Annotated in this window: 13 protein-coding genes and 1 pseudogene; 11 read left to right on the forward strand and 3 right to left on the reverse strand. The window is 61.6% G+C overall.

What is annotated here, in order from left to right:
- The first annotated feature begins 1 nt into the window (after position 1).
- From NKJ46_RS07000 to NKJ46_RS07020, 5 genes are all read left to right on the forward strand, one after another.
- Entirely contained in the window at positions 2-598 is a 597-nt protein-coding gene (locus tag NKJ46_RS07000; RefSeq protein ID WP_352663514.1) for a DUF2585 domain-containing protein, read from the forward strand.
- A 5-nt stretch (positions 599-603) separates the two neighbouring features.
- Positions 604-1,917: an ATP-dependent protease ATPase subunit HslU gene (gene hslU / locus NKJ46_RS07005; RefSeq protein WP_254815924.1), complete on the forward strand. Its 1,314-nt coding sequence runs from the start codon at positions 604-606 to the stop codon at positions 1,915-1,917.
- Positions 1,918-2,096: 179 nt separating this feature from the next.
- Positions 2,097-3,056, forward strand: a complete 960-nt coding sequence (locus tag NKJ46_RS07010; RefSeq protein WP_352663516.1) for a DUF1402 family protein — start codon at positions 2,097-2,099, stop codon at positions 3,054-3,056.
- Between the two features lie 124 nt (positions 3,057-3,180).
- Positions 3,181-3,438, forward strand: coding sequence for a type II toxin-antitoxin system ParD family antitoxin (locus NKJ46_RS07015; protein WP_352663518.1), 258 nt, complete (start codon positions 3,181-3,183; stop codon positions 3,436-3,438).
- Entirely contained in the window at positions 3,439-3,738 is a 300-nt protein-coding gene (locus NKJ46_RS07020) for a type II toxin-antitoxin system RelE/ParE family toxin (RefSeq protein ID WP_352663520.1), read from the forward strand. It abuts the gene before it with no gap.
- Positions 3,739-3,784: 46 nt separating this feature from the next.
- Here NKJ46_RS07020 and NKJ46_RS07025 read toward each other — a convergent pair whose 3' ends face one another.
- From NKJ46_RS07025 to NKJ46_RS07035, 3 genes are read right to left on the reverse strand one after another with little or no spacing between them, the layout of a single operon-like run.
- Positions 3,785-5,014, reverse strand: a complete 1,230-nt coding sequence (locus NKJ46_RS07025) for an NAD(P)/FAD-dependent oxidoreductase (protein WP_352663935.1) — start codon at positions 5,012-5,014, stop codon at positions 3,785-3,787.
- A 2-nt stretch (positions 5,015-5,016) separates the two neighbouring features.
- Positions 5,017-5,331: a MocE family 2Fe-2S type ferredoxin gene (locus NKJ46_RS07030; protein WP_352565657.1), complete on the reverse strand. Its 315-nt coding sequence runs from the start codon at positions 5,329-5,331 to the stop codon at positions 5,017-5,019.
- A 40-nt stretch (positions 5,332-5,371) separates the two neighbouring features.
- Positions 5,372-6,520, reverse strand: a complete 1,149-nt coding sequence (locus tag NKJ46_RS07035; protein WP_502903369.1) for a fatty acid desaturase family protein — start codon at positions 6,518-6,520, stop codon at positions 5,372-5,374.
- A 117-nt stretch (positions 6,521-6,637) separates the two neighbouring features.
- Here NKJ46_RS07035 and NKJ46_RS07040 point away from each other — a divergent pair.
- From NKJ46_RS07040 to NKJ46_RS07065, 6 genes and pseudogenes are all read left to right on the forward strand, one after another.
- Positions 6,638-7,668 (forward strand): annotated as a pseudogene (locus NKJ46_RS07040) (LacI family DNA-binding transcriptional regulator).
- Between the two features lie 309 nt (positions 7,669-7,977).
- Entirely contained in the window at positions 7,978-8,919 is a 942-nt protein-coding gene (locus tag NKJ46_RS07045; protein WP_352490485.1) for a sugar ABC transporter substrate-binding protein, read from the forward strand.
- 115 nt (positions 8,920-9,034) lie between these two features.
- Positions 9,035-10,111 carry an ABC transporter permease gene (locus NKJ46_RS07050; RefSeq protein WP_352663523.1) on the forward strand — a complete coding sequence of 359 codons (1,077 nt, stop codon included), beginning with the start codon at positions 9,035-9,037 and terminating at the stop codon, positions 10,109-10,111.
- A gap of 2 nt (positions 10,112-10,113) precedes the next feature.
- A complete protein-coding gene (locus tag NKJ46_RS07055) occupies positions 10,114-10,881 on the forward strand; it encodes an ATP-binding cassette domain-containing protein (protein WP_352663525.1) in 768 nt (255 codons plus the stop codon).
- 68 nt (positions 10,882-10,949) lie between these two features.
- Positions 10,950-11,951 (forward strand): inositol 2-dehydrogenase, encoded by a 1,002-nt coding sequence (iolG, locus tag NKJ46_RS07060; RefSeq protein ID WP_352663527.1) that lies wholly within the window; start codon positions 10,950-10,952, stop codon positions 11,949-11,951.
- Positions 11,952-11,974: 23 nt separating this feature from the next.
- Positions 11,975-12,769: an SDR family oxidoreductase gene (locus tag NKJ46_RS07065; RefSeq protein WP_352663529.1), complete on the forward strand. Its 795-nt coding sequence runs from the start codon at positions 11,975-11,977 to the stop codon at positions 12,767-12,769.
- Positions 12,770-12,787: the final 18 nt, after the last annotated feature.

The following is a 12,787-nucleotide window of genomic DNA, read 5'->3' on the forward strand; positions in this document are numbered from 1 at the left end:
CATGAGCGTTTCCAGCGACAAAACCGTTTCGGCCTACGAAGACAGCTGGCGAATGGGGCTTCTGCTGGTTCTCGGCCTGGTCATCTTCCAGGCCGGGGCTCTCTACGGCATGGGGCGGACGCCGATCTGTACCTGCGGCTACGTCAAGCTGTGGCACGGCATCGTGCAGAGCTCCGAGAATTCCCAGCATATTTCCGACTGGTACAGCTTCTCGCACATCATTCACGGCTTCCTGTTCTATTCGCTGGCGTGGTTCCTTTTCCCGCGCTCGCCGATCGGGCTCAGGCTGGCCTTTGCGGTGGTTATAGAGGGCGGCTGGGAGCTGCTCGAGAACAGCCCTTTCATCATCGATCGCTATCGTGCCGGCACGATCTCGCTCGACTATTGTGGCGACAGCATCATCAATTCGGTGTCGGACACGCTGGCCATGGTGCTGGGGTTTGTCATGGCGCGAAGGCTTCCTATATGGGTGATCGTAACCCTCGCCCTCATCTTCGAATTCGGTGTCGGCTATCTCATCCGGGACAATCTGACACTCAACGTGATCATGCTGCTGCATCCGTTCGAGTCCATTCGGCAGTGGCAAAGTGGAATTTAGTGAACATGAGCACCTTCTCTCCCCGCGAAATCGTTTCGGAACTCGACCGCTTCATCATCGGCCAGAAAGACGCCAAGCGCGCCGTGGCGATTGCCTTGCGCAATCGCTGGCGCCGCCAGCAGCTCGAAGGCCAGATGCGCGAAGAGGTGATGCCGAAAAACATCCTGATGATCGGCCCGACCGGTGTCGGCAAGACCGAGATTTCACGCCGCCTGGCACGCCTTGCCGGTGCGCCTTTTGTCAAGGTCGAAGCCACCAAGTTTACGGAGGTCGGCTATGTCGGCCGCGATGTCGAGCAGATCATTCGCGATCTGGTCGAGATCGCCATCGGGCTGGTGCGCGAGAAGATGCGCGAGGATGTCAAGGCGCGTGCCCACATCAACGCCGAGGAACGGGTGCTCGAAGCGCTTGTCGGCAAGACGGCGAGCCCGGCCACCCGTGACAGTTTCCGCAAGAAGCTGCGCGACGGCGAGCTCGACGACAAGGAGATCGAGATCGAAGTGGCCGATACCGGCAATGGCGGCATGCCCGGTTTCGAGATCCCCGGCATGCCGGGCGCCAATATCGGCGTGCTCAACATCAACGACATGCTGTCGAAAGCGATGGGCGGCAAGAAGACCAAGTTGCGCAAGACGACGGTCAAGGAGTCCTACGGGCTGTTGATCAGCGACGAGTCCGACAAGCTGCTCGATCAGGACGAAGTGGTGCGCAGGGCGCTCGAATCGACCGAGAACGACGGCATCGTCTTCCTCGACGAGATCGACAAGATCGCCTCGCGCGAAGGCGGCATCGGTGCCGGTGTTTCGCGTGAAGGTGTGCAGCGCGACCTGCTGCCGCTGGTCGAAGGCACCACGGTTGCAACCAAATACGGACCGGTGAAGACCGACCACATCCTGTTCATCGCCTCGGGCGCGTTCCATGTCGCCAAGCCCTCCGACCTGCTGCCGGAATTGCAGGGCCGCCTGCCGATCCGCGTCGAGCTGCGGGCGCTGGAGAAGGACGATTTCGTCCGCATCCTCACCGAGACCGAAGCCAGCCTGATCAAGCAGTATATCGCACTGATGAAGACCGAAGGCGTCGACCTGGTCTTCACCGACGACGCCATCGATTCGTTGGCCGGCATCGCCGTGGACCTCAACGCCAGCGTCGAGAACATCGGCGCCAGGCGGCTGCAGACGGTGATGGAGCGGGTGCTGGACGATATCTCCTATGACGCGCCGGACCGCAACGGCACCTCGGTGACCATCGATGCCGCCTATGTCGAGAAGCACGTCGGCGACCTCTCCAGAAACACGGACTTGTCGCGTTTCATCCTGTAGGAGATGCTTCAGTCTCGAAGAGGTCGGGAATTGCTCCGGCCTCCCCAATTTGGCCCAGCATTCCCGAGGTGTGGCCAAATGGAAGCATCCGGCAAGCTTTCGTCCCGTCGGGTGCAGGCGTCTCTCGACTCCCGATGGAGCATTACCTAGTTTGCCGGCGACTATTTGGGCGGCGGCGCATGAAAAAACTGATCCTCGTCATTTTGGGGCTGACGCTGGCGGCAGCCATGTTCGCCGCGCAAGCGGCAACGATGGTGCCGCCGGGCAACCGCAACACCGAGCAGCCCGGTATACCGGGCGCATCGAGCCGGCGCACCCAGGCGACCAACACCACGTTCCAGGCGAAATACCGAAAAGTCTTTGCGCTGCTCCAGAACGATGCCGAGCTGCGCGGCAAGATCAAGCAGGCAGCCGCGGCCTATGACATCGACCCAATGCATATCGTCGGCGCCATCGTCGGCGAGCATACCTATAATGTCGATGCCTATGACCGGCTGCAGACCTATTACGTCAAGGCGATCTCGTATCTGTCGAGCAAGCTCTCCTTTGCCTACGATGGCGAGGACATCACCGATTTCGTGCAACGGCCGCAATTTGCCAAATGTGCAGGGAAGTCCGACAGCTACGATTTGTGGGAGTGCCGCGAACAGGTGTGGAACCGGTCGTTCCGCGGCAAAACCGTCAACGGCGAGAGCTTTCCCAACGACCGCTTCGGCGCCACCTTCTTCCAGCCTTATTATGCCGGCCAGACTTTTGGCCTTGGCCAGCTCAATCCGCTGACGGCACTGCAGATGAGCGACCTCGTGCACAAGGTTTCCGGCCTGCCGCAGCTCGACGTCGGCGACCCCAATGCGGTCTACAAGACGATCATGGACCCTGACCTGACGCTGCCTTATGTCGCGGCGACGATAAGGAAGTCGATCGACGCCTATAGAAGCATTGCCGGCTTCGACATCTCAGGCAATCCCGGCATCACGTCGACGCTCTACAATGTCGGCAATCCCGAACAGCGCGCCTATGCGCTGAAGGCCGAGAACGACAAGCGCCGCGCTGCGGGCGAGCCGGAAAAGCTGCCTGAGGAAAATTACTACGGCTGGCTAGTCAACGACAAGCTGCCGGAGCTGAGGGCGCTGTTTTAAGGCGAGCAAAGGACGCTCTCGAGTTCGTCCGGGCCCGGGGGGCACGATATATCAACTGGCACATTTTTGGCTGGCCGACTTATCATAAATTGATATCATCCGATAAGTTGAGAAAGGATTGGCCATGCCATCAAGCTACAACATCGGCTCTCGCTATGAGACGCTGGTGCGCGAACTGGTCGCGAGCGGCCGCTATGCCAGCGCCAGCGAAGTTCTGCGTGATAGTTTGCGATTGCTAGAGGAGCGCGAGGAGCAGCGGAAAGCCAAGCTTGCGGCGCTTCGCGAGGACATCCGGGCCGGTGTCGAAAGCGGCCCCGGTATTCCCGCTAACGAAGTTTTTGACAGGCTGGAAGCCAAGTACAGCGGCAAAAGCCGCAAATAAATGGCGGTCATATTCGCGCCTGCCGCCGCACAAGACATTGAGCAAATTGGCGATTATATTCACGCCGAGAACCCTGCCGCCGCCATGCGCTTCATCGTAGCCCTCAGGGAACGGTGTGGCCGTGTTGCCGATGCGCCACGCGGCGGCGCTCCCCGCCCTGACCTCTGGCCCGGCTTACGGTCGATTGCTTTCCGCAGGCACATGATTTTCTACACTGTTGAAGGCGATGCCGTGCGCATCGAGCGTATCTTGCACGGCGCCCGCGATATCGAAGCCATTTTTGACGAAGAGGATAGCTGACGGGCAAAGCAACTGCTGGCACCAGGTCCGACGGCGGCGCCTCAGCTCAAGCCGCCAGCAGCGACTTTAACTTGACGGTCTGCGAGACTAGCGCTTCCGGCGCCGGCTTTGCCTGCTTTGCAATCAGCATCTCGGCCAGCCTTATGTCGCGGGCGACCGCGTTGCCGGGGCCGATGCCGCTTGCCGCAACCAGCCTGCCGTCCTCGGCGAGGTGGAACAGGATGAAGGCGCCGTCGCCGAGGTCGCGGCGCGCGATGCTGCGGCCTTCGTCCGACAGGCCGGCGATCTGTAAGGTCAGGCCGTACTGATCCGACCAGAACCACGGCACCGCCGCATGGGACTCGCCGGCGCCAAGCATATTCCTAGCGGCGAGCGCGCCCTGCTCCTGTGCATTGCGCCAGGCTTCGAGCCGCACGCGCCGGCCGCCATAGATGGCGAGCGGAAACGAACAGCAATCGCCGGCGGCAAAGATATCCCGGTCGCTGGTGCGAAGCTCGGCGTCGACGGCGATGCCATTGTCGATGGTCAGCCCTGCCTCCGCGGCAAGTCCGGTCACCGGCACGGCGCCGATGCCAATCACGGCAAGATCGGCGACAATGTCGTGTCCACCGGCAAGCACGACGTGCACTTCGGCGCCATTATCGGCAATGGCGGCGATGCCCTCGCCGCACAGGATTTTCACGCCTTCGGCTTCATGCGCCTGATGGATGATCTCGGCGATCTCGGCCGGCACGCCGCGCATCAGAATGCGCGGCTGCGCCTCGATGACTGTGACCGCCGCACCCAGTCTGCGTGCCGCCGCCGCAAGCTCAAGCCCGATAAAGCCGCCGCCAATGATGGCGACGCGATTTCCGGCGCTGAGATGGGCGCGAATGGCCAGCGCGTCGTTGAAGGTCCGCAGATAGACGCAGCGCCCGCCAAGGCCCGGCATCGCCAGTTTGCGCGGCACCGAACCGGTCGCCAGCAGGAGCTTGTCGTAAGTCAGGACGGAACCGTCCGAGAGGCGCACGACATGCCCCGCGCGGTCGATCGCCACCGCCTGGACCGAGTGGACATGCCTGATCGATCTTTCGGCCAGGACCGCCTCACTGGCGATCGCCTTGATCAGGGGCGCGTCGGCGATCATCGCGTCTTTCGACAGCGGCGGCCGCTCATAGGGCAGATGCGGCTCGTCGCCGACCAGCGTCACCGGTCTATTAAAGCCGAGCTCGCGCAGCGCAAGGGCGGCGCGCCCGCCGCATTCGCCGGCGCCAATGATGACCATTCCCTTCGTCATCATCAACCGATCCGGACAAGGACTTTGCCGGCGTCGACTTTGACCGGATAGGTTCTTAGATCGACGCAGACCGGCGCGCCCCTGGCAGCCCCAGTCTTGTAATTGAAGCGGCCATTATGCTTCGGGCATTCGATGATATCGTCCATCACCAGCCCGTCCGCCAGATGCACCTTCTCATGCGTGCAAAGCCCGTCGGTGGCGAAATACTCGTCGTCGGGGCTGCGATAAATGGCAAAGGTGCGACCGCCATGGTCGAAGCGCATCACGTCCTCTTCGTCGATGTCCCCCGCGTCACAAGCCTCGACCCAGTCGCTCATTTGCGCTTTCCCCGATTCTTGGTGCATCGGCATGGGCTTGTCATTCGGCAGCCACCGCAGCGGCAGCGTTATCGTTGTGGAAATCCTCGCGATAGGGCCTCGCCGTCGGCGGCAGTTCGCGCATGATGAAATAATCCTCATTGCGCAGCTGGCGCAGGAAGGCGGGTACCATCTCGCGGTAGCCGGCCAGGATGGACGGTGTCGGCGCCGGCAGATCGTGCTTGATCAGTTCGTGTAGCCTGGGCAGCGCGTGATAGGGCACCATGGGAAACATGTGATGCTCGACGTGGTAGTTCATGTTCCAGTAGATGAAGCGGCTTATCGGGTTCATGTAGACGGTGCGGCTGTTGAGCCGGTGATCGGTGACGTTTTCAGCCAGGCCGCCATGCTGCAGCAGGCCGACCATGACATGGTGCCAGGCACCGTAAAGCCTGGGCAGACCGACCAGCATCAGTGGCAGGAACGAGCCGGTATAGAGCGCCAGCGCAATGGTCGCGGCATAGATTGTCGTCCAGATGCGAGCAATGCGGATTGCCTTCGGCTGCTCCTGGTCGGGAATGAAGGTTCTTTCGGCCGGGCTGATGATACCGGCCGCATTGCGCAGCATGTCGCTCATCGCATGCCAGGCATCGAGAATACCGACGAAGTTGAGCACGACGCGCAGCAGATCTGGCGGACGCATGACCGAGATCTCCGGATCGCGGCCGACGATGATGGTATCGGTGTGGTGGCGCGTATGGCTCCAGCGCCAGGTCACCGGGTTGCGCATGATCATGAAGCAGGCGACCTGATAGACCGCGTCGTTCATCCACTGCGTCCTGAAAGCGGTGCCGTGGCCACATTCGTGCCAGCGTGAATCGGTGGAGGAGCCGTAGAGGACGCCATAGACGAAGAAGAACGGCACGCACCACCAACTGCCCCAGAACCAGGCGGCGCCGGCGCCGCTGAGGATCATGGCGCCGAGCCAGATGATGGTATCGCGGATCGCCGGGCCGTCGGAGCGCTGCATCAGCTCCTTCATTTGCTTGCGCGGCACGTCGGTGTGATACCACTCGGCCGCCGCCAGCCCGCTCTCGACGGCAAGCTTCGCGTCGCGGCCGATCAGGCTGTAGTCGCGTTGGGACGCTGCTGCGGAGCTCGTATTCCCGGTTCGGAGTCCAATATCCACCATGGCGGAGGCCTCGATCATATTCTGTCAGCGTTCAAAATAACGCCGAGCCCCGATAGGCTCAATATCACAAAGATAGTTTCTATCATTTTCCATCAGAATGGTGTAAAGGGAGCCTGACAGTAGAGTGAGGCAGCGATGGCGAAACGGCCGACGATCACCGACCTGGCACGCATTTCGGGGGTCAGCGTTGCCACCTCGACCGGGTGCTGAACAACCGCTTGCCGGTGCGCGAGGAAACCGCGCGCCGCGTCTATGAGGCCGCGACCAGCATCGGCTATCACGCAGCCGGATTGATCAAGCAGCGGATGCGCCATGAATTGCCCGAATACCGGCTCGGGTTCCTGCTGTTGCGGCGGGAGGACGTCTTCTACAGTGAATTTGCCCGCGAGCTTGAACTGGCGGTGTCGCAGTCGCCGCGCTTTCGCGGCGTGGCGACCATCGACTTCGCCGCTTCGCTGGCGCCGGACGAGATCGTCGAGCGGATGCGCAAGCTGGCCGCCAAATCCAGGGCCGTCGCCCTGGTCGGGCCTGATCACCCGACGCTGACGGTCGCCGTCGAGGCTCTCAAAGCCAATGGCGTACCGGTGTTCTCCCTGCTTTCCGACTTTGCGTCCGGTATTCGCGAGGGCTATGTCGGCCTGGACAATCGCAAGGTCGGCCGCACCGCTGCCTGGATGATCTCGAAGGCCGCGAAGAAACCTGGCAAGGTCGCCCTGTTCGTCGGCAGCCATCGCTTCCACGGCCATGAACTTCGCGAGATCGGTTTTCGCTCCTTCTTTCGCGAGCAGGCGCCGGAATTCACTCTACTCGAGACATTGGTCAATCTGGAGGCGAACCAGATCACGCATGATGCAATGATCGAGCTTCTGGCCCGCCACCCCGATCTCGCCGGCTGCTATGTCGCCGGTGGCGGCATGGAAGGCGCGATCTCGGCGCTGAGGGAGGCAAAGCCGGCTGAGATGCCGGCGGTCGTCTGCAACGAGATCACGCCGGACTCGCGCGCGGCGCTGGCGGATAATTTCCTGACGATGGTGATCTCGACGCCACTGGCAGCGCTTTGCCGCGAGCTTGTCGGGCTGATGGCGCATGCCATCGAGACCGGCGCTGCGAATGCGCCGGGCCAGACCTTTCTGCCCTTCGACATTTATCTGCCGGAAAACATCTGACGTCGCGGTCATCGGCGGCAGACATGATGTAATCTATCAGAACACTTTCAGGCCTGACTTGCCTGAGCATCGGTCTAAAAGCGCCCGAAATGCCGAAAATCCATTCCTCATGGCGAAATCTCGCTTGACGCCCACGCGAAATGGAATAAATATTTCACCAGCTGAGCATTTTGGTTCTTTCGTTCCGGAAGATCTGTTTCAGGCAAATGCCTCCGGAACTAAAAATGGCAATCGGGAGAGAATTCCCTGCGAGATCGGGGATTCCGGGTAGATCGGTGCAGCCGGACACCAATGTGGAGGAGAAATAAAATGAAAAAACTGCTTTTGGGCGTCGCGTTCGCGGCGCTGATGAGTTCGTCGGCCTTTGCTGCCAAGATCGGCGTGTCGATGGCATTGTTCGACGACAATTTTCTCACCGTGCTGCGCAACGGCATGATTGAGCAGGCCAAGGGCATGGACGGCGTCGAGCTGCAGGTGGAGGATGCGCAGAACGACGTCGCCAAGCAACTCGACCAGATCAAGAACTTCGCCGCGTCGGGCGTTGACGCCATCATCGTCAACCCGGTCGACACCTCGGCCACCCAGGCGATGTCGGATGCAGCCGCCGCTGCCAAGATTCCACTGGTCTATGTCAATCGCGAGCCGGTCAACGTCGACACGCTGCCCGACAACCAGGCCTTCGTCGCCTCGAACGAAGCCGATTCCGGCACGCTTGAGACCAAGGAGGTCTGCCGCCTGTTCAAGGAGGCCGGCAAGAAAGAGGCCAACGTCTATGTGATCATGGGCGAGCTGTCGAACCAGGCGGCGGTGCAGCGCACCAAGGACATTGACGACGTGATCGCCACGCCGGAGTGCAGCTTCATCAAGATCATCGACAAGCAGACGTCGAACTGGAAGCGCGAAGAAGCGCAGAACCTGATGACCAACTGGCTGTCGACCGGCAAGCCGTTCGACGGCGTCATCGCCAATAATGACGAAAGCGCCATCGGCGCCATCCAGGCGATGAAGGCCGCCAACATCGACATGAAGTCGGTTGTCGTCGGCGGCGTCGACGCTACCCAGGATGCGCTTGCGGCGATGCAGGCGGGCGACCTCGATGCGACAGTGTTCCAGGACGCGGCCGGCCAGGGTGCCGGCGCGCTTGACGCAGCGCTCAAGCTGGCGAAGGGCGAGAAGGTCGAGCACAAGGTCTACATCCCGTTCCAGCTGGTCACGCCGGCAAATATCGACAAGTTCCTGAAGAAGAACTGAGGCGGACCTGTCCGATACGGAGCGGCGCGCCAAAGTAAGACAGCGCCGCTCCGCTTTTTCCCTCTCGGCCTGAACAGCGCCGAGAGGAGAACCGTGGCTGACGGAGGAAGCACGATTGGCACAGACATCTCACGGCGTCGGCGGGCTCAGCTATGATGCAAAGCGGCGCGCATGGCCGGCCGAATTCAACGTCTTCCTGGCGCTCGTCATCCTGGTCGGCGCTTTCGAGCTGATCGGCCGGGTTTTCCTGGGCGACAGCTTCCTGTTCAATACCCGCGACAATATCGATGCGATCTTCAACGAAGCGCGCCTGCAGATCATCATCCTGCAGGTGTCGATCGTCGGGATCATTGCGATCGGCGTGACGCAGGTGATCATTACCGGCGGCATCGACCTTTCCTCGGGTTCGATCGTCGGCGCCACGGCGATGATAGCCATGAGCTTCGCCCAGGTGGCGACCGTCAATGGCAACCCGAACCCCAAGGCGATGTTCATCGCCCAAGGCTGGACCGACCTGCCGGTGATCGTGCCGGTGCTGGTCGCGATCGGCTGCGGCCTGCTGGCCGGCTTGGTCAACGGCGCTTTGATCGCCTACACGCGCATCCCGCCGTTCATCGCCACCCTCGGCATGATGGTCACCGCGCGCGGCATCGCCAAATGGTGGTCGAAGGGACAGCCGATCTCGTTTCCGACCGAGAGTTTCGCCGCCATCGGCAAGGGGCTGATGCCCGTCATCATTTTCCTATCGCTCGCAGTGCTGTTCCAGCTGATCCTGAGCTACACCAAATATGGCAAGCACTGCTATGCAATCGGCTCCAATGAGGACGCCGCGCGCATGTCCGGCATCAACATCGCCAATCACAAGATCCTCGTCTACGTCATCGCCGGCGTCCTGGCCGCGCTCGCCGCCGTGGTACTGAGCTCGAAAAATCTCACCGCCCAGGCCGGCATGGGTGTAATGTACGAGCTCGATGCAATCGCCATGGCGGTTATCGGCGGCGTGTCGCTGTCGGGCGGCCGCGGTTCGATTATCGGGACGGTGATCGGCTCGCTGATCTTCGGCGTCATCATCTCCGGCTTCACCTTTCTGCGCCTCGACGCCTATTATCAGGAGATGGTCAAAGGCGTGATCATCGTCGGCGCAGTCGTTCTCGACCAGTGGCGCCAACGCCTGCGGGCAATGAGGGCTTGATCATGTCGGACATCGTCCTGAAGACCGAAAACCTGACCAAGTATTATGGCGGCGTCCATGCGCTGGAGGGTGCCAACTTCGAGCTGCGCAAGGGCGAGCATGTCGCCATCATGGGCGACAACGGTGCCGGCAAATCGACCTTCGTGCGCCAGATCACCGGCGTCGAGCAGCGAACCAGCGGCAGGATGTGGTTCGACGGCAAGGAAGTGAATTTCGCCGGGCCGATCGAAGCCCGCGAGGAGGGCATCGAGACGGTGTTCCAGAACCTGGCGCTGGCCGACGACCTCGACGTGCCGTCGAACCTGTTCCTCGGCCGCGAGCGGGTGCTGTTCAATCTAGGGCCCTTCTCGATCCTCGATCGCAAGTTCATGCGCAAGGCGACCGAGGCAGCCTTGGTCCGGACAGCGGTCAAGATCCCCAATCTTTCCAACACCATCCGCCACATGTCGGGTGGCCAGCGCCAGTGCGTAGCAATTGCCAGAACCGCGACCTTTGCTTCCAAGCTCATCATCATGGATGAGCCGACGGCGGCACTCGGCGTGCAGGAGACGATGCAGGTCGAAAACATCATCCGCACGCTGAAGGAGAATGGCGAGCCGCTGATCCTGATCTCTCACAACATGCGCCAGGTGTTCGACCTGGTCGACCGCATCGTCGTTTTCCGGCGCGGCCGCATCGTCGCCAATTTGCGCAAGCAGGACACCGACGGCAACGATATCGTCTCCTACATCACCGGCGCCAAGACCGGGCAGGCAGAACTTGCGGCTTAAGTGCCAACGCCGAGCCACAGGCGCTGACACGCCCTCCCTTCCGAACCATCCTCAAAGGAAAATTCTTCATGCCTCTTCGCTTTGCTCTTCTCGGTGCCGGCCGTATCGGCAAGGTCCATGCTCGCGCCGTCGGTTCCAATCCTGACGCCAGGCTGGTTGCAGTTGCCGACGCCTTCGAGAAGGCGGCGACCGATCTGGCCGCTGCCTATGGCGCCGAAGTGCGCAGCATCGATGCCATCGAACAGGCCGGCGATATCGATGCGGTCATCATCTGCACGCCGACCGATACCCATGCCGATCTGATCGAACGCTTCGCCAAAGCGGGTAAAGCGATTTTCTGCGAAAAGCCGATCGACCTCGACGCCGGCAGGGTGAAACAATGCCTGGCCATCGTCGACAAGACCGGCGCGACCCTGATGGTCGGCTTCAACCGCCGCTTCGATCCGCATTTTGCCGCCGTGCGCAAGGCTATCGACGACGGTGCGATTGGCACCGTCGAAATGGTGACCATCACCTCGCGCGATCCCGGCCCGCCGCCGCTCGACTATATCGGCCGCTCGGGCGGCATCTTCCGCGACATGACTATTCATGATTTCGACATGGCGCGCTTCCTTCTCGGCGAAGAGCCGGTGGCGGTCAGCGCGCACGCTTCGGTGCTGGTCGACAAGAAGATCGGCGAGGCCGGCGACTTCGACAGCGTCAGCGTCATCCTCGAAACCGCCTCCGGCAAGCAATGCGTCATCTCCAATTCGCGCCGCGCCACCTATGGCTACGACCAGCGCATCGAAGTGCATGGCTCGAAAGGCATGATTGCGGCCGAGAACCAGCGGCCGGTGTCGATCGAACTGGCCAATGAGAAAGGCTATACACGGCCGCCGCTGCACGATTTCTTCATGACCCGTTATCTCGACGCCTATGCCAACGAGATCGCCGCCTTCATCGCGGCAGCGACGTCTGGCACGAAGGCGGCGCCGAGCGGCAAGGACGGGCTGGTGGCGCTCAGGCTGGCAGATGCGGCGCTGAAATCGGCCAAGGAAGGCAAGACCGTCCGCCTCGATAAAACAATCTGACTATCAAGCACAGGAGCAAGGCGATGAACGGTTCAGCCGGTCGCAATCCCGAAACACGCGCCATCGTTACCGGCGGCGCACAAGGCATCGGCTTCGCCGTCGCCGAGGCGCTGGCCGATGAGGGCTGCCGGGCGCTGGCGCTGATCGGCCGCTCGCAAGGGAAGGGCGACAAGGCTGTCGCCGCTCTCAAGCGCGCAGGCGTCGATGCCATCTTCATCAGCGCCGACGTTTCAAAGGTGGCCGACTGCAAGCGTGCGGTCGAAACGGCGATTGGCCATTTCGGCACCGTCAACGCGCTGGTCAACGCCGCTGCCACCTCGGCTCGCGGCTCGCTGGTCGAGACCTCCGAGGATCTCTTCGACCAGATATTCCAGACCAATGTGCGCGGCCCGTTTTTCCTGATGCAGGGCGTGGTGGCGCATTTGCTGGCGCGCCAGGCACCGGGCTCGATCGTCAACGTGTTGTCGATGTCGGCGCATTGCGGCCAGTCGTTCCTGGCGCCCTATTCGTCGAGCAAGGGAGCGCTGGCGACACTCACCAAGAATGTCGCCAACGCCTATCGCGGCAATCGCATCCGCTGCAATGCGGTGCTGCCCGGCTGGATGGACACCGAAGGCGAGGCGATCGTGCAGAAGAAATGGCACGACGCGCCGGAGGACTGGTTGGAGAAGGCCGAAGCCGCGCAGCCGATGGGCCAATTGGTGAAGCCGGCGCAGCTTGCCCGGTTGATCAGCTATATGATCAGCCCGCAGTCCGGCGTCATGACCGGGTCGCTTGTCGACTACGACCAGAATATCGCCGGGGCGTCGCCGGAATAACGCCGGCAAGTCTAGCGG

This window comes from Mesorhizobium sp. M0166 (genome assembly GCF_040322255.1).
Classification (GTDB): Bacteria; Pseudomonadota; Alphaproteobacteria; order Rhizobiales; family Rhizobiaceae; genus Mesorhizobium.

Coding starts and splice junctions, on each gene's coding strand:
- NKJ46_RS07000 (WP_352663514.1), top strand. CDS start 2: ATGAGCGTTTCCAGCGACAAAACCGTTTCGGCCTACGAAGACAGCTGG.
- hslU (WP_254815924.1), top strand. CDS start 604: ATGAGCACCTTCTCTCCCCGCGAAATCGTTTCGGAACTCGACCGCTTC.
- NKJ46_RS07010 (WP_352663516.1), top strand. CDS start 2,097: ATGAAAAAACTGATCCTCGTCATTTTGGGGCTGACGCTGGCGGCAGCC.
- NKJ46_RS07015 (WP_352663518.1), top strand. CDS start 3,181: ATGCCATCAAGCTACAACATCGGCTCTCGCTATGAGACGCTGGTGCGC.
- NKJ46_RS07020 (WP_352663520.1), top strand. CDS start 3,439: ATGGCGGTCATATTCGCGCCTGCCGCCGCACAAGACATTGAGCAAATT.
- NKJ46_RS07025 (WP_352663935.1), bottom strand. CDS start 5,014: ATGACGAAGGGAATGGTCATCATTGGCGCCGGCGAATGCGGCGGGCGC.
- NKJ46_RS07030 (WP_352565657.1), bottom strand. CDS start 5,331: ATGAGCGACTGGGTCGAGGCTTGTGACGCGGGGGACATCGACGAAGAG.
- NKJ46_RS07035 (WP_502903369.1), bottom strand. CDS start 6,520: ATGATCGAGGCCTCCGCCATGGTGGATATTGGACTCCGAACCGGGAAT.
- NKJ46_RS07045 (WP_352490485.1), top strand. CDS start 7,978: ATGAAAAAACTGCTTTTGGGCGTCGCGTTCGCGGCGCTGATGAGTTCG.
- NKJ46_RS07055 (WP_352663525.1), top strand. CDS start 10,114: ATGTCGGACATCGTCCTGAAGACCGAAAACCTGACCAAGTATTATGGC.
- iolG (WP_352663527.1), top strand. CDS start 10,950: ATGCCTCTTCGCTTTGCTCTTCTCGGTGCCGGCCGTATCGGCAAGGTC.
- NKJ46_RS07065 (WP_352663529.1), top strand. CDS start 11,975: ATGAACGGTTCAGCCGGTCGCAATCCCGAAACACGCGCCATCGTTACC.